General features: G+C 39.0%; 16 protein-coding genes. 7 read left to right on the top strand and 9 right to left on the bottom strand.

Going from position 1 to position 15,807, the window contains the following annotated elements; all coding sequences use genetic code 11:
* Positions 1-100 precede the first annotated feature (100 nt).
* On the top strand, positions 101-1,375 hold the full coding sequence (locus RCG21_RS12490) for a M20 family metallopeptidase (RefSeq protein WP_308913217.1): 1,275 nt from the start codon (positions 101-103) through the stop codon (positions 1,373-1,375).
* A 58-nt stretch (positions 1,376-1,433) separates the two neighbouring features.
* Here RCG21_RS12490 and RCG21_RS12485 read toward each other — a convergent pair whose 3' ends face one another.
* The 5 genes from RCG21_RS12485 to RCG21_RS12465 all read right to left on the bottom strand — a co-directional run bounded on the left by RCG21_RS12485 (position 1,434) and on the right by RCG21_RS12465 (position 7,461).
* Complete coding sequence (locus tag RCG21_RS12485) at positions 1,434-2,753, bottom strand: amino acid permease (protein WP_133333782.1); 1,320 nt, start codon at positions 2,751-2,753, stop codon at positions 1,434-1,436.
* Between the two features lie 143 nt (positions 2,754-2,896).
* Positions 2,897-4,189 (bottom strand): dihydrolipoamide acetyltransferase family protein, encoded by a 1,293-nt coding sequence (locus RCG21_RS12480; RefSeq protein WP_133333721.1) that lies wholly within the window; start codon positions 4,187-4,189, stop codon positions 2,897-2,899.
* Between the two features lie 12 nt (positions 4,190-4,201).
* Positions 4,202-5,218, bottom strand: coding sequence for an alpha-ketoacid dehydrogenase subunit beta (locus RCG21_RS12475; protein ID WP_133333783.1), 1,017 nt, complete (start codon positions 5,216-5,218; stop codon positions 4,202-4,204).
* Between the two features lie 5 nt (positions 5,219-5,223).
* On the bottom strand, positions 5,224-6,291 hold the full coding sequence (gene pdhA / locus RCG21_RS12470; RefSeq protein WP_308914258.1) for a pyruvate dehydrogenase (acetyl-transferring) E1 component subunit alpha: 1,068 nt from the start codon (positions 6,289-6,291) through the stop codon (positions 5,224-5,226).
* 30 nt (positions 6,292-6,321) lie between these two features.
* Positions 6,322-7,461 (bottom strand): Leu/Phe/Val dehydrogenase, encoded by a 1,140-nt coding sequence (locus RCG21_RS12465; RefSeq protein ID WP_133333722.1) that lies wholly within the window; start codon positions 7,459-7,461, stop codon positions 6,322-6,324.
* A 307-nt stretch (positions 7,462-7,768) separates the two neighbouring features.
* Here RCG21_RS12465 and RCG21_RS12460 point away from each other — a divergent pair, with 307 nt between their 5' ends.
* Positions 7,769-8,221, top strand: a complete 453-nt coding sequence (locus RCG21_RS12460) for an Lrp/AsnC family transcriptional regulator (RefSeq protein ID WP_026575059.1) — start codon at positions 7,769-7,771, stop codon at positions 8,219-8,221.
* Positions 8,222-8,488: 267 nt separating this feature from the next.
* On the opposite strand, the gene phaC is transcribed toward RCG21_RS12460, so the two are convergent.
* The 3 genes from phaC to RCG21_RS12445 all read right to left on the bottom strand — a co-directional run bounded on the left by phaC (position 8,489) and on the right by RCG21_RS12445 (position 10,864).
* Entirely contained in the window at positions 8,489-9,577 is a 1,089-nt protein-coding gene (gene phaC, locus RCG21_RS12455; RefSeq protein WP_133333723.1) for a class III poly(R)-hydroxyalkanoic acid synthase subunit PhaC, read from the bottom strand.
* A 69-nt stretch (positions 9,578-9,646) separates the two neighbouring features.
* Positions 9,647-10,390 carry an acetoacetyl-CoA reductase gene (gene phbB / locus RCG21_RS12450; protein ID WP_133333724.1) on the bottom strand — a complete coding sequence of 248 codons (744 nt, stop codon included), beginning with the start codon at positions 10,388-10,390 and terminating at the stop codon, positions 9,647-9,649.
* Positions 10,391-10,459: 69 nt separating this feature from the next.
* A complete protein-coding gene (locus RCG21_RS12445) occupies positions 10,460-10,864 on the bottom strand; it encodes a hypothetical protein (protein WP_133333725.1) in 405 nt (134 codons plus the stop codon).
* 258 nt (positions 10,865-11,122) lie between these two features.
* Here RCG21_RS12445 and phaQ point away from each other — a divergent pair, with 258 nt between their 5' ends.
* From phaQ to RCG21_RS12420, 5 genes are all read left to right on the top strand, one after another.
* The gene (phaQ, locus tag RCG21_RS12440) at positions 11,123-11,545 is read left to right on the top strand and encodes a poly-beta-hydroxybutyrate-responsive repressor (RefSeq protein ID WP_268884049.1); all 423 of its coding nucleotides are present in this window, start codon (positions 11,123-11,125) and stop codon (positions 11,543-11,545) included.
* Positions 11,546-11,617: 72 nt separating this feature from the next.
* Positions 11,618-12,142, top strand: coding sequence for a polyhydroxyalkanoic acid inclusion protein PhaP (gene phaP, locus RCG21_RS12435; RefSeq protein ID WP_308913216.1), 525 nt, complete (start codon positions 11,618-11,620; stop codon positions 12,140-12,142).
* Positions 12,143-12,330: 188 nt separating this feature from the next.
* Positions 12,331-13,065 carry a 3-oxoacyl-ACP reductase FabG gene (gene fabG / locus RCG21_RS12430; RefSeq protein WP_133333727.1) on the top strand — a complete coding sequence of 245 codons (735 nt, stop codon included), beginning with the start codon at positions 12,331-12,333 and terminating at the stop codon, positions 13,063-13,065.
* A gap of 335 nt (positions 13,066-13,400) precedes the next feature.
* Positions 13,401-14,588, top strand: coding sequence for an acetyl-CoA C-acetyltransferase (locus tag RCG21_RS12425; protein WP_133333728.1), 1,188 nt, complete (start codon positions 13,401-13,403; stop codon positions 14,586-14,588).
* A 188-nt stretch (positions 14,589-14,776) separates the two neighbouring features.
* Positions 14,777-14,977 carry a hypothetical protein gene (locus RCG21_RS12420; RefSeq protein WP_133333729.1) on the top strand — a complete coding sequence of 67 codons (201 nt, stop codon included), beginning with the start codon at positions 14,777-14,779 and terminating at the stop codon, positions 14,975-14,977.
* A 169-nt stretch (positions 14,978-15,146) separates the two neighbouring features.
* Here the strand turns inward: RCG21_RS12420 and RCG21_RS12415 are convergent, their stop codons facing one another.
* Positions 15,147-15,797 (bottom strand): 3-oxoacid CoA-transferase subunit B, encoded by a 651-nt coding sequence (locus tag RCG21_RS12415; protein WP_133333730.1) that lies wholly within the window; start codon positions 15,795-15,797, stop codon positions 15,147-15,149.
* Positions 15,798-15,807: the final 10 nt, after the last annotated feature.

Genomic DNA, 15,807 nt, shown 5'->3' with positions numbered 1-15,807 from the left:
AATGCCTATTTCAATATCCCTTTCTACTCCTTAGCATAGTACCCAACTCCAGTGAATAGCATAGTGTAAATTATAAGTGTTTTAATGGGAGGTTTAGCATATGAGCGGCAACATGATTCGCCAACTGGTCAGAGAAAGACAGCAAGAATTAATCGACCTTGCGTCTGCGCTTATCCGAATACCATCCGAAAATCCATCCCCTGAGTTTACTAAATATTCACGAGAAGTTGGACAGCATATTAGTGAGTATTTAAAGGCAAAAGGGTTCACGATTTCAGAATACATCCACCAAGAAAGTGGGCTTGTTACGGTTGTCGGAGATGCTTCATTAGCCGGTGCCGCAGGGCAAAAGCTCCTTTTTTGCGGACATTCAGATGTCGTTCCTGCGGGAGACCGAACACATTGGTCCTTTGACCCGTTTTCAGGGGAAGTTCAAGCAGGTATGTTATTAGGTCGAGGGGCCTCCGATATGAAGGCCGGTCTGGCAGCTCTAGTCTTTGCAGCTGGAATAATTCAAGAACTAGCCCAAAAGCTTAATCTTAGGGGGAAACTGGGTGTTGTTGTTGTGCCAGATGAAGAAACTGGCGGCTATGCTGCCGCGAAATTCATCGACCAAGGAATGATTCAAGGGAATGCCTGTCTAATTGGCGAGCCATCGTACCCTCGCAACCCGGATGTTGGAGAAAAAGCAAGCTTATGGTTTAGGGTGACAATTCCTGGTCAGCCCGGGCATGGTAGCCAACAGCCGATTTCAGGAATCTCCGCTATTAGAAGAGGAGCATTAGTGGTTGAGGCACTGGCAAGGTTATGGGATTTAAAGGCATCTCCACCAGCGGAACTTGTTCCTCTTTTAAAAAAAAGCGAGTGGTTCTTTTCCCAGGAGTCAGGAAATCCCTCACTTGCACAGCTGCTTTATCGCCCATCTTACAATCCGGGTATAATCATGGGCGGTACCAAGGTAAATGTCGTAGCTGAAAAATGCGTGATTGAGGTTGATACACGAGTCCCATTCGGTATGAAGCCTGAGTTTGTACTAAATACGGCCAGAAATCTTGTTGAACAAGTTGCACCAGGCTCGATTGTGGAGCCAATGGGGTCCCTATTAAACCCAAACTGGACCTTGGAGAATCGTCCAATCGTACAGGCATTAGAAAAAGGGATTCGACGAGTCCTTGGAAATAAAAAACCAATTTTCAGTAAATTGCTACTTGCTTCCAGCGATGCCCGTCACTTCCGGAGTAATGGAATTGACACAGTCCTATACGGACCTGGTATTCTAAATACACTTCACGGTTTTGATGAGCGAGTTTTAGTTCGGAACTTGGTTGAATCTGCTGAAATATATGCTGCAACAGCGGTTAAGTACCTTAAATAAAATAAAAAGGGACGAATAAACCGCCCCTGTAATACATTAAAATATTTATTGTTCTATCTTATACGACATTCTCTTCTTGAATCTTAGTATCCTGGTCTTCCGAGTTTTTAAATTTCAAAATTGAGATCGCAACTAACACTGCCAAAACAACTAGACTAGTAATAATACTGACGCGGTTTTGCACGTTAAACACAAATATCACGGATATAAAGCTTAAAATTAAAACGGTAATCGCTGTGATATAGGGGAAACCCCACAATTTGAAGCTCGGATTCATTGGATAGGTTTTCCGAAGTTTTAATTGTGCCAAACAAATGCTGATCCACACTAATGATACGACAAATCCCGGAACCGCCATTAATAACATAAATACTTGATCCTGAGCAACATAAGCAATCATCGAACCGCCGATTAAAACCACGGCACTTAGCATTAGGCTGTATAATGGTACACCTTTGTTTGTTACATAAGAGAAGGACTTCGGTGCTTCCCCTTCTACCGCTAAAGAATGCAGCATTCGCGTACATCCATAAATTCCAGAGTTCGCTGCAGATAATACTGCGGTAATTAAAATAAAGTTCATCAGATGCGCGGAGCCCTGAAGACCAGTCATCGACAATACCTGGACAAATGGACTTGCGTGATCACTTATTTTATCCCAAGGAATTAAACCACAAATGACTAGTATCGGAAGTGTATAAAACAATATAATGCGCCAAATAAAACTCTTAATCACCTTGGGTAATATACGATCTGCATCTTTTACTTCTGTAACCGTTAACCCGATCAGTTCTGAACCGCCATACGAAAACATCACAATTAACAGCGCTGAAAAGATGGACGTCCATCCTTTTGGAAAAAATCCACCATGTTCCGTAAAATTTTGCAGATAGTTCGATTGATTACTTGGAATAAGTCCAAATAGAATACAAGCTCCCAAAATGATAAATACGATAATCATGGTGATTTTAATGCCGGCAAACCAAAATTCAAACTCCCCATAATTTTTCACATTCATCATGTTAATGCCAATAACCAATGCAGCACAGCCCAAACTTAATTCCCAAAGTGGAATAGAGGGAAGCCAATATTGTAAGAAACTGCCGGCCACGACAATTTCAATGACACACACAGCCAGCCACATAAAACAATACATCCAGCCAATTACGAAAGAGGCACGCTTACCGAAGGCTTTCCGAACAAAACCTTTCATATTTGTATTTGGATAGACAATTGCCATTTCTGCTATAGCACCCATCACAACAAGCAGCAACAGACCTGCGAACACATAGGTAAAGATTACTCCCGGTCCGGCTATTGATACCGTTTCCGCGCTCCCTTTAAAAATCCCGGTCCCGATTGCTCCTCCCATTGCCATTAAGCTAATATGGCGTGGCAATAACTTTTTTTGCAGTGATGCAGATTTCAAACATACTCCTCCTTCACTCGATCAAACGATTCAATCCATGCTTTCTATCATACCACGTTATTGACGTTTCGTATTTTTAGATTTCTAGTTTTTTATGTTAATTCAATTGGCCATAGCTTTGGATTTTCAATTAATTGCTTAAAACGATTTGTAAAGGCCACGGCCGTAGCACCGTCAGCCACGCGGTGGTCAAACGCCATCGACATCGTCATGATTGAACGAATCGCAATTTCATCATTCTCCACGACAACAGGCATTTTTTTCGTTTTATGAAAAGCAATTAATCCCGTTTCCGGATAATTAATAATCGGTGTTGCCCCGATACTTCCTAATGGACCAACATTACTGATGGTAAATGTTCCGCCTTTTAAATCCGCTGGTGTCAGCTGATTTTCTTGTGCTTTTTTAGTCAATTCTTTTAGTTTGTCATGAATTTGACGAACCGTTAATTGATCTGCATGATGGATGATTGGGACAATTAAACCATCTTCAGTATCTGTAGCAATTCCAATGTTATATTCTTTTTCTAAACGAATCACTTCGTTTTCTTCATCGAGTTTTGCATTGAATACTGGGAATTGTTTTAATGCTACGGCAATGGCTTTAATAAAGAAAGCAACTGCCGAAACATGGATCCCTATTTCTTTTAAATCCATTCTATAAGCAAGCAGGTCCGTTAAATCGGCCTCTTCAAAATGTGTCACATGTGGAATGGTATAAAGAGATTGGGTCATTTTCTTTGCTATCTGCTTCCTGCGGCCTCTAAAAGGAATCTCTTCACCTTTTGTTTCCTTTTCATTTCGGACTTCCCGTCCACGATTGTCTACGTTTGGCTTTTTTATTTGTTCTATCGATTCTGCGGAAATCGCTTTCATTTCCTTGGAAGACTGCACCAAGTCGCGTTTTTTAACAAAATTGTATATATCTTCTACTGTGATCCGTCCGTTTATTCCTGTGCCTGAAATTTCGTTAATATCTACTTGAAACTCGCGAGCAATTTTCCTTGTGTATGGGGCTGCAATGATAAATTGTTTTTCTTCTTTTCCCTTAGCTTGCTTTGTTGGCTGTGGTTGTGTTGTAGGTATATCCTTTTCTAGGGGTGCTGTTTCTTCCAGTTTCATTTCCATCAATTCTTTTGCTTCTTTTGTCTCCTCTGCTTCCAGCACAAGAAGTGTTGTACCAACAGATACAGTGGTTCCATAATCGACCACAATTTCTTTTACTTTTCCCGATGCAGGAGATGGAAGCTCAGCCACCATTTTATCTGTTTGTACCTCAACCAGAGGCTGATCAACTTTTACTCTATCGCCAACCTTAACAAAATAGTGAATAATCTCTCCCTCTGTCATTCCTTCCCCAATATCATGAAGTTTTACTTCAACCAATGTTTTCCCCTCCTAAAAATACATAACTTTTTCGATTCCGTTTACTACCCGCTTAGGTGTTGGTAAATAATGTTCCTCAAGCGCAAAAAGCGGAACTGGCACATCAAAACCTGTAACACGTTCAACCGGAGACTTCATAAAGAGAAACGATGTATCGTTAATAATGGAAACAATATCATTCCCCACGCCGCCTGTTTGATGGGCTTCATGAACAATTACGGCACGTCCTGTTTTTTGAACAGACTCTGCAATTATGTCTTTATCAATAGGATAAAGGGTTCGCAAATCAATCACATCACAGGTGATCCCTTGTTTTTCTGCCTGTTCTACTGCTTTCAAAGCTACCGGCACCATTGCTCCCCATGCGATAACCGTTACGTCTTTCCCCTCTTTAAGCTTTTTCCCTTTACCGATTTCAACGATGTATTTTCCTTCTGGAACCTCTTCCCGCTCTGAACGGTAGATTCTCATCGACTCTAAAAATAAAACAGGATCCGGGTCTTCGATGGCAGCAATCAGCAGCCCCTTTGCATCGTATGCCGAAGAAGGACAAACAACTTTTATTCCAGGCATATGCGCAAACAATGCTTCCATACTGTCTGAATGCACCTCAGGAGCACGGATGCCTGCACCATATGGCGCCCGAATCACCATCGGAACCGAATAGCGCCCCATAGTTCGCATCCGAATCCGTGATACATGTGTCATGATCTGCTCAAACGCTGGGTAGATAAACCCTAAGAACTGCATTTCCGCTACAGGTTTGAATCCATTGATTGCCATTCCGATAGAAGTACCAATAATGCCCGCTTCACTTAGCGGCGTATCCATTACACGATCTTCACCGAATTCCTCCTGCAGGCCCTCAGTAGCGCGGAATACCCCTCCGTTTTTTCCAATATCTTCGCCAAGTAAAAGGACATTTTCATCCTCTTTTAACATTATGCGCAATCCATCTGTAACCGCTTGAACAAGTGTCAGCTGATTCGTTTTTACGGCAGTTTGTTCTAACGGTCTCTCTAAAGTCATCACCATCACACTTCCCCTCCAATTAATTGAAGATACTGTTCTTTTTGTTTTGCAATCGTCCAAGTTGGCTTTTCAAACACATTATCAAATAAATCATTGATATTTGGTTTTGGAAAACTTTCCATATCTTTTACTGCTTGCTCTACTTCGCTTTCCGTTTCCTCTTTAACCTTAAGCGCCCATTCTTCATCCCAAAAACCGTTTACCTTCATAAAGCGCTCGACACGAAGAAGAGGATCCTGCTTTTCCCTAATGGTATCGCTTTCTGCTTGATTGCGGTATTTCCTTGGATCGTCCGCAGTGGTATGGGCACCGTACCTCCATGTGATCGCTTCAATTAAAGTCGGTCCTCCTCCATTACGTGCACGTTCCATGTACTCTTTTGTCTGGAAATAGACAGCAAATATATCGTTTCCATCCACACGTACACCTGGCATATCGTAACCAAGTGCCTTTTGGGCAATGGTTTTGGAATTCATTTGTTTTTCGATCGGAACGGAAATGGCAAATCCGTTATTTTGATTAAAAAAGATTACGGGTGCTTGAAATACACTGGCAAAGTTCAATCCTTCATGGAAATCACCCTCTGAAGTAGCTCCGTCTCCAAAATAAGCTATTGCTGCATTCTTCGTTCCCTTTCTTTTTTCTGCCATTGCCGCTCCCGCTGCATGCGGGATTTGTGTGGCAATTGGTACGGCAGGTGGGAAAATCTTTTTACCTTCTTCCGGTACACAACCTTCCACTCGACCGTTCCAATATAATAGAGTACGAGCCATGCTAGCACCGAATGTTAAGGTAGCTCCGTGATCACGGTAGGTAGGGAATACCCAGTCCTCTTTGCCAAGCGCCAGAGCACTTCCAACTTGAGAAGCTTCCTGCCCTTCAAATGGGGCATACGTTCCAAGTCTCCCTTGACGCTGCAAACTGATGGCTTTTCGATCAAAAGTTCGGATGCGAACCATATGATAGTAGAATTGTTTGACAAGGTCTTCTGTTAATTGGTCTTTATACTGTTCATTTATTAATTGCCCAGTTTCATCGACAATTTGAAAAATTGGAAATTCTATTGACATTGACATCCAATCACCTCATTAGGAGAATTTTTATTTACAAATATCCCATTTAGGGCGTTTTGTATGTGAGAAGAAGCTATTTTGCCTTTGTCGGTCTTCCATTCGTTTTTCACAGAACCGGTTTGCAGCTTGAATCGTTGTGATATTATCCAGCTCTGCCTGCTTGTAAACTTCCAATAAAGACGTGTAAATGGAGCTCGTTTTGGCTAGCACACGCTCTTGATTGTAGCCGTAAAGTTCATCTGCTACTTGAATTAACCCACCGGCATTTACAATGTAGTCTGGAGCATATAAAATCCCTTTTCGTTTTAGTGCTTCTCCGTGATTTTCCATTAGAAGCTGATTGTTCGCCGATCCTACGACTGCCTTAACCTTTAACAGGTCTATCGTTTCATCATTAATAATTCCGCCGAAAGCACATGGAACAAATACATCGGCATCAACTGAATACACTTCGTCTCCGGTTACACGAACGACATTGCCTCCTAATTGTTTTGCATGTTTTTGAATGGCCTTGACTGCTTCTTCATTGATATCGCTTACATATAAATCGGCACCAGATTCTAGCAATTGCTCAGCTACTTTGTAACCTACCTTCCCAAGCCCTTGGATGATATATTTTTTATGGGAAAGATTATCTGTACCAAAAACGACTTTATTGGATGCTTTTAAACCGTAAATAACTCCAAGTGCAGTTGGAATAGATGAATCGCCGCCTCCTCCATATGCTTCTGGAATTCCTACGATGCAATTAGTCTCTTTTGCAGCGTGGATAAAATCATCCATTGAAGTTCCCATATCTGTCCCTGTATAAAAACGGCCGTTTAAAGAATCAACAAACTGACCAAAAGCCCTAAATAGTGCAGGGGTTTTATCCCTTGCTGGATCTCCTATGATAACTGCTTTTCCACCTCCGAAATCCACATCTGCGGCAGCGCATTTATAGGTCATCCCTTTAGATAAGCGAAGTACATCCTCCAATGCCTCATCCATCGTTCGATATGGCCGCATACGGCAGCCTCCCAAAGCAGGGCCAAGGGTTGTATTATGGATAGCGATAATCGCTTTTAACCCTGTTGCCGGATCATTACAAAAAACAATTTGCTGATGCTCATGCATTTTATCAATTACTGTTGCGGTTGTTTCTAAAGATGGTTGGATTGTGTTCATTGTTTTACCCCCATTATCACTGTGATTATAGTAGAAATTATTCCTAAAAAAGAGAAAAATCAAAGTCTTTCTCAATGGTTAAAACTTTTCGATACATCCCCTCATTTGACAACGTTTACATATTCTGAAAAGATGTTACCCAAACTGAACTTTTAGTTATTTAATAATTACAAAGATTATGTTTCTATTAAATAATAAGGTATAATGTAATCGGAAAACATAACAAATCGCATAAGATTCAGGTGGTTAGTTTTCTATTTGCATAAATTTTTTGATATTTATCTACATTTTGAAAGGAGAACATTCAATGGATCCATTAGACATTCGTCTTCTTGAACTTCTTCAAATGGATGGACGAATAACCTTAAGTGAATTATCGAAGAAATTATCTCTTAGCCGTCCAAGTATTACCGAGCGTTTAAAGCGGCTGCAAGAGCGAGAAATTATAGAGGGATTCAGTGCACGGGTTTGTCCAAAAGCCGTCGGCAGAGATGTAATCGTTTTCATACAGGTCAGCGAAATGAAAATCCTTTCCTATTCAGATTTTGAAAATTTGCTAAGGGACGACCCTGATATCATTGAGTGTCATCGTTTAACCGGATCTGTCAGTTATTTACTTAAGGCTGCCGTGACAGGGATGGACCATCTGAGTAATCTAATTGATCGCCTAACTCCTTACGGAAATGTGAATACTTCCATCGTTTTATCATCACCGGTCTCATTCCGATGCATTACCCCAAATTCCATTGCGCAGTCATAATGGAAATAATTTTTCCACAGAATTTATGTATTTTGCTAGATTGTTAGAAATTTCAACACTTTCATTTAAAAATGGGGAGAATTGTATAACCTTTATTCTCCCTCTTCATTCATTTCTGCCTATTATTTTTTGAAAACCCTTTCATAATCTACTTGAATTGTCAGAAAAAAACAAATATAATATGATTACCAATACATATATGTTGTTTTCTCATATAAAAAAGAGTGCTCCTTAAATGGAACACTCCCTAATCATTCATTTCATTATTTAGTTTGAACGTTCCGCAAGCCATCCACCGATAGTAGGATAAGTAATTTTCGTAGCTTGACTGCCAAATGTAATGGACGTATGACCAACAGGCAGATTCTTATATTCTTTATCCTTGCTAGATATTTTTCCCATCAATGCCTCTACCATATGTGGTTGAGCAATAAGGTCACTCTTACCTGCCAGGTTTAGAACATTCGCTTTAATATTCTTTAGGTCGACTTTTCGGCCGCGGACAACAAGTTCGCCATTAATCAGTCTGTTCTTCTGATAGAAGTCTCTAATCCACTGACGATACGCCTCACCAGGGAACGGAATACCATCATTCAGCCATTTTTGCAGTAGCTTAAAGCTTTTAACAAATCTGTCATTATCTGAACGATCAACAAGACTAATAAAAGGTCCATAAATGTTTGCCATTGGCTTAATCATTTTGTTTCCAAAATCAATCATCTCAGGAGGAATTACTCCTAGAGTATCTACTACTTTATCAATATCAAAATATCGCTCATCAAGCATTGCACCGTAAAGACCAGAATCTGCAAAGTCAAACGGGCTGGTCATAAACACAAGGTTACGGATTGGCAATTCAGGATGCAAGGCCGCAAAAATAGATGTCATGGTACCGCCCATACAATATCCTAAGATGGAGACTTCATCCACTTTTGAAGTTCTCATGACCTTTTTAACAGCACGCGGTATATAATCCATAATGAAATCATCTAATTTCAGATTGCGATCTTCATAACCAAATGTTCCCCAATCAATCATGTACACATCAAAACCTTGATTCACTAAATATTCAACTAAACTGCCGCCCTTGGTTAAATCCAAAATATACGGCTTATTGATAAGGGCATACACCATAAGAAGTGGAACTTTATGTTTTTTCGGATGATCAGAAATAAAACGATAAAGCTTTGTTTTATTCTTTGTCCAAATCACTTCCTTTGGCGTTGGACCTACTTCCGGTTCGGCCTCAGTTGTTAACACTTCAGTAGCCCTTTTAACACGGTTCATTACCTGCTTATATTCCTCGGGAACCATTTTGGCATACTCTTCCCATTCTTTTGTAACTAAAATGCTAATGATTGCTCACTCCTTACATCATTTATTCTGTCTATAAAATATATCTTTAAATCAAACTTTTCATGACAATTACATGTAAAGTCCGCCGTTAATATTTAATTGTTGTCCAGTAATATAGGCACCGTCTTTACATAGGAATACTACACCACGGCCAATTTCTTGAGGAGTCCCTAAACGTTTTTGTGGGATTTTAGCCACAATTCCATCAAGAACTTTCTCAGGAATTGCTTGAACCATTTCAGTACCGATAAATCCTGGGCAAATTGCATTTACCGTTACATTTGATTTCGCTAATTCAAGAGCAAGTGATTTCGTGTAACCAATCAAACCTGCTTTAGCTGCTGCATAGTTGGTTTGACCGAATCCGCCAGCCTGGCCAATAATGGATGAAATATTAATAATGCGGCCACCATCTGATTCAAGCAAGTGCTGAAGAGCTGGCGAAGTAGTATTGAAAACACTGTTTAAGTTCACATCGATGACTTTTCTCCAGTCTTCTTCGCTAAGCTTTTTAAACGTACTGTCACGTGTAATTCCTGCATTATTTACAAGAATATCTAATTTACCAAAGTGCTCTACCGCTGCTTGAACTAGGCGCGCTGCATCATCGCTGTTGGAAACATCTGCTTGAACGGCAAAAGCTTCTCCGCCAAATTCCTGGATTTCTGCAACCATTTTTTCGGCTAATTCTGGACGGCTCACGTAGTTAAGAACGATTTTCACACCTTGTTTTGCTAATTCCAATGAAATTGCTGCTCCAATTCCTCTGCTTCCACCTGTTACGATTGCTACTTTATTTTTTAGTTCAGTCATTTTCTTTTCCTCCTGATGTAAATTAGTTTGAGATTTCACAATGTTTCTCGTTATTTATGTACTACCGGATTATTTTGAAGTTTCCGGTAATTTAAGTGCTGCAAGAATTTGATTAAGCTTATTATCAAGATTTTTCATATCTTTTTTAATTGCTGCTAAATCACGTTGATAACTTGCTGGGTCAATCGTTTTGTCTGCCGCATCTTCCAATAATTCTTCTAAATTATCAACTTTTGCATCCACATTCACAATCAATGAAGATAGATTTGCAAGATCAGTACGTGAAGGAACATTTACAAATTCCAAGTATTTTTCTGTACTCTCATCAATCATCTTTTTAAACATAAGATTCATTTCTAAAATTTGTCCCATTCCTTTAGACGGAAAATCCTCTTTCACCTTATCGTCAAAAAAACTACTAGACTTTGAATAAAAATCTTTCCACATTTCATAAATATTGGTTTCAGAACTCATGATTTCTCCTCCTTTTTCGTTTTGGACATATTAATCATACTAGTTACTTCACAAGAAATGAAGATAAAATATTAGAAATAATCGCAAAATATTACTGCTTTTTTCGACAAAATCCTACATGAATCTTTATTCATTTTAATATTTTAAGAAACTTTTCAACTAAGTGTAAATTACACATATAGAAATGTTTGACAAAGTTAATCTATAGGTGTAAATTACACGTATAGATTATATTTTTTGGAGTGATATGATTTGACCATCCATCAAAATGAATCTGCTAAAGACACAACTGCTTCGCATCAAGATCGCACGATGAATACGATGCCGAAAAACTTAATGGTTCCGTTTCTGCTGTTAAGTTTACAAAATGTAAATTTACATGGTTATAAGTTAATTCAAGAGCTGGCACAGTTCGGATTTGCTACTATAGACCAAGGCAATGTATATCGGACATTAAGGCAGCTTGAAAAAGATCAATTAGTTTATTCTGAATGGGATACAACAACTGAAGGTCCGGCAAAACGAATTTATTCGATTACAAAAGCCGGTGAAGATTATTTGAAAACCTGTTTTACTACACTTGAGCAATATCAATCCATGATCAATCGCTTTTTTAGTATTTACATGGATATGTTTCTTCCCCCATCGCGCAAACAACAAGAAGGAACAGAAGATAAATAATATTTTCAAAACTAAAATTGTTAACACTGCAGTTAATTAGCTGCAATGATTATAAAATGGGAGGGTTTTTACATGGCACAAAATGTAAAAAAACAAGAACAAGAACAAGTTCGTATTGGAGAATCACTTTTTAACACATGGGTAAATAGTTTGGACAGAGTTACCAATGCACAGAAGGAATTGGAAGAATTATTTTTGCAATCCCTTGAAAAACAAAAATCAACTCTAGAAAAAATGACTGACGATGTTACTCTTATTCAAGAAGAACAAAAGAAATTATTTAATGAACTAAGAGAAAATGCAAAGTTAAACTTGCAAAAGAACTTTGGTCCTTCAGCAGGTCAAGTTTATGAACAGTGGAATACTCAATTGGATGAAGTTTCAAACCGCACATTACAATTAATCGAAACTCCATACAAAGAAAGTTTAAAATTGATTAATCAGTCTCAAGAACGTTTCCAAGAAACTATTAAAAATGGAATTTCTCAACAACAAAAAGTTCGTGATGAAATTACAGAACAAATCAAAGCATCCCAAAAAGTTCTTTTTGATATTTTTGAAACAAATTCAAAAGCTGCTTTTGCTCTTTTTAAGTAGAAATAGTAGAACAGAGGAATTTCCTCTGTTCTTTTTTACTGATTTCAGGAATAGTATGAATATTGAAAATTGTGTTGGCTTGCCACGGTTGCAATTCCTGTATTTTTAAATAACCCTTATTTGACATGACCTTTTAGAAAAACAACAGTTTGTCAGCAAATGAAATTTTAACTAGAGGTGGGGAAATTTTGAAATTTACTGGAAAAGTTGTTTTAATTACTGGGGGCGCACAGGGTATAGGAAAGGAAACAGCAAGGCAATTTCTTCAAGATGGAGCAAGTGTTGTCATCTGTGATTACAATGAATCTTCAGGCAGGGAAGCTCTTGAAGAACTTCAGTCTGAGAATGTTACCTTTTTTAAAGTTGATGTAACAGACAGTTCTCAGATTCAGGATATGGTTCAATCTACAATGGCAAAGCACGGGCGAATTGATGTGTTAATTAATAATGCAGGGATAACGATGGATGGTTTTCTTACAAAAATGAAAGAAACCGATTGGGAAAAAGTTATAAGTGTGAATTTATCTGGGGTTTTTAAGTGCACAAAGGCCGTTGCCCCTATTATGCTTAACCAGGGGTCCGGAGTCATCCTGAACGCATCCTCAGTAGTGGGGTTATACGGCAATATCGGTCAAACAAACTACGCAGCAACAAAAGCCGGCGTAATTGGCTTAACAAAGAGCTGGGCAAAAGAGTTCGGTCCTAAGGGAATTCGAGTAAATGCGGTTGCTCCTGGTTTTATTGAAACCGGCATGACAGCAGCAGTACCAGACAAGGTTCTAAACTTCATGAAGGAAAAAACCCCTCTTAGAAAAATTGGAAAACCCGAAGATATTGCTTCAGCCTATTTGTTTTTAGCCTCTGATCAAGCAGGTTACATTAATGGAACAATTTTAAGTGTTGATGGCGGATTAGTCATATAAGTAAACGTTAGCAAATACGTTATCCTGTCCCATAGAGGTAAATAATCCTGGAGAAACAATTAAATGTTTCTCCTTTTCTTTGATTGAAAATTCTCGATATTTTTCGACATTTTTTAACAAAGTTCCCTATTATTCTATAAAGTTCATTTTTAACTAAATTCTAGTTCCATTTCAATAAAGAGTTGCGTTACCCCCATCCATAAATAAAATGAATGAATCTTCATTTATAAAAAAACGCTAAATTTGTCGAATAATAATTCAAAAAATTGTGGTATTTTTACTGTATTATTTTAAAGGGGAATTGATAATACATAAATTTTTTGGGAGGAAATAAAATGGCAATCAATGAAGTTGTAATTGTAAGTGCAGTAAGAACAGCAATTGGAAGTTTTCTTGGGGGCTTAAAAAACGTCCCAGTCACTCAATTAGGTGCGACTGTAATCAAAGAAGCCATCCAAAAAGCAGGAATTAGTGCAAATGATGTTGATGAAGTCATCATGGGGAACGTACTACAAGCAGGAGCTGGCCAAAATCCGGCGAGACAAGCTTCCCTTGCAGCAGGAGTTCCGCAAGAAGCACCAGCTACAACCATTAATAAAGTCTGTGGATCAGGATTAAAAGCTGTTCACCTAGCAACACAAGCAATTCTTGCAGGAGATGCCGAGATTGTTGTTGCGGGCGGAATGGAAAACATGAGTCAAGCTCCTTACCTTTTAAAAGGCGGACGCGATGGATTTAAAATGGGCGACCAGAAAGTTGTTGACAGTATGATTGCAGACGGCTTATGGTGTGCTGAAAATAACTACCATATGGGAATTACTGCAGAAAACCTTGCTGAGAAATATGAAATCTCTCGTCAAGAACAAGATGAATTTTCAGCTGCAAGCCAACAAAAAGCACAGGCAGCCATTGAATCCAACCGTTTTGCCGATGAAATTGTTCCTGTAGAAATTCCTGGACGTAAAGGTCAAGTAACAATCTTTAGTCAAGATGAGTTCCCTCGATTTGGAACAACTGCTGACAGCTTAGGAAAACTTCGCCCGGCCTTCAAAAAAGATGGTACAGTTACTGCGGGTAATGCATCAGGAATTAATGATGGTGCAGCAGCATTCGTTGTAATGAGTCGTAAAAAGGCGGAAGAATTAGGTCTTAAGCCATTGGTATCGATTAAAGCCAATGCAACAGCTGGCGTGGACCCAAGTATTATGGGGATTGGTCCTGTACCAGCTGTCAAAAAAGCGCTTGATAAAGCAACTATTTCATTAGAAGAGATCGATTTAATTGAAGCAAACGAAGCATTTGCTGCTCAGTCAATCGCTGTAGACCGTGAGCTTCAATTTAACAAAGAAAAATTGAATGTAAATGGCGGAGCAATTGCCCTTGGTCACCCAATCGGTGCCAGCGGAGCAAGAATCCTTGTTTCTTTAATTCATGAAATGAAGAAAAGAGAAAACCGCTATGGTTTAGCAACACTTTGTGTTGGCGGCGGTCAAGGCGTAGCCACTATCGTCGAAAATATTTAATCCTAAAATGAAATCAAAACGAGACTTCCGATAAGGGGTCTCGTTTTTTATTTTTAAGAAAATTTTTTAAAAAAATTCAAAAATCTGCCACGCACTTTCCTTCTATTTTTAATCAAATGGGACTATAAATAAATTAAAGGGTTAAACCTTTCTTAGCCCTAACCTATTAAGAATGGAGGTCTTTAACCATGTCAATGGCTGATTTTGATGATATTTATCAAATTTGTTGCAACTTTGATCCGACTGAAAAATCGAAAAGTATGAGAAAAGTTGAAGTAAATCAGTTAGCGACTGAAGTAATTCCGGATTCAAGATTAACATGTTCGGAAAATTGGTGGGAGATTGTCGAGAAAGATATTCTTGAAGAAGAGATAACCGTATTCGTATAAAAACCATTAGAAACGGCAGGTACATCGAATGAATGATCTATGCACTTAATCCCTTGTTTAATCCATTCCTGGAAATAAACAAGGGATTTCATTATGAATGATTACATAGGGTCAGTCTCCTCTTCCAAGTTTCGCTTTAAACAGGCGGCGGGTTACTGACCCTTCCTACTTATTTAATCATTAATTCCTGACTTACAATGAAAGCTGCTTCTGTGTTTTTGTCTACGTCCTCAACTGTTATGCCAGGCTGTGTTTCGACAAGAACCATTCCTTCCGGTGTAAAATCAAATACAGCCAAATCTGTAATTAAACGGTGTACCACTTGTTTTCCTGTTAATGGAAGAGTACAGGATTTTTTAATTTTAGATTCCCCGTTTTTATTAGCATGTTCCATAACGACGACAACCCGTTTTGCCCCATTTACTAAGTCCATGGCGCCGCCCATACCTTTTATCATTTTTCCTGGAATCATCCAGTTAGCTAAATCTCCTTGTTCTGAAACTTCCATACCTCCCAGGATGGCGAGATCGATGTGTCCGCCTCGAATCATGGCAAAAGATTCAGCACTATCAAAAAAAGAGGCTCCTCTAACAGCAGTTACGGTTTCCTTTCCAGCATTAATTAGGTCAGGATCTTCATTGCCCACGAAAGGATAGGGTCCGATCCCTAATAACCCATTTTCTGATTGAAGCAAAACATTATACCCACTTGGAATTTCATTGGCAATCAAGGTGGGTATTCCAATACCAAGATTGACATTCATTCCGTCTTGAATCTCCTGAACAGCCCTTTTCACTATCAACGACCGTGCATTACTCATAGAATATCCT

The organism is Bacillus salipaludis, assembly GCF_030938565.1.
Taxonomy (GTDB): Bacteria; Bacillota; Bacilli; order Bacillales; family Cytobacillaceae; genus Neobacillus; species Neobacillus salipaludis_A.
The sequence above is the reverse complement of the archived record's forward strand: the minus strand, read 5'-3'. Positions and strand labels throughout refer to the sequence as shown.

Coding starts and splice junctions, on each gene's coding strand:
- RCG21_RS12425 (WP_133333728.1), top strand. CDS start 13,401: ATGGCAATCAATGAAGTTGTAATTGTAAGTGCAGTAAGAACAGCAATT.
- RCG21_RS12490 (WP_308913217.1), top strand. CDS start 101: ATGAGCGGCAACATGATTCGCCAACTGGTCAGAGAAAGACAGCAAGAA.
- RCG21_RS12415 (WP_133333730.1), bottom strand. CDS start 15,797: ATGAGTAATGCACGGTCGTTGATAGTGAAAAGGGCTGTTCAGGAGATT.
- RCG21_RS12485 (WP_133333782.1), bottom strand. CDS start 2,753: ATGGCAATGGGAGGAGCAATCGGGACCGGGATTTTTAAAGGGAGCGCG.
- phaP (WP_308913216.1), top strand. CDS start 11,618: ATGGCACAAAATGTAAAAAAACAAGAACAAGAACAAGTTCGTATTGGA.
- RCG21_RS12460 (WP_026575059.1), top strand. CDS start 7,769: ATGGATCCATTAGACATTCGTCTTCTTGAACTTCTTCAAATGGATGGA.
- RCG21_RS12445 (WP_133333725.1), bottom strand. CDS start 10,864: ATGAGTTCTGAAACCAATATTTATGAAATGTGGAAAGATTTTTATTCA.
- RCG21_RS12475 (WP_133333783.1), bottom strand. CDS start 5,218: ATGACTTTAGAGAGACCGTTAGAACAAACTGCCGTAAAAACGAATCAG.
- RCG21_RS12420 (WP_133333729.1), top strand. CDS start 14,777: ATGTCAATGGCTGATTTTGATGATATTTATCAAATTTGTTGCAACTTT.
- phbB (WP_133333724.1), bottom strand. CDS start 10,390: ATGACTGAACTAAAAAATAAAGTAGCAATCGTAACAGGTGGAAGCAGA.
- pdhA (WP_308914258.1), bottom strand. CDS start 6,291: ATGTCAATAGAATTTCCAATTTTTCAAATTGTCGATGAAACTGGGCAA.
- RCG21_RS12465 (WP_133333722.1), bottom strand. CDS start 7,461: ATGAACACAATCCAACCATCTTTAGAAACAACCGCAACAGTAATTGAT.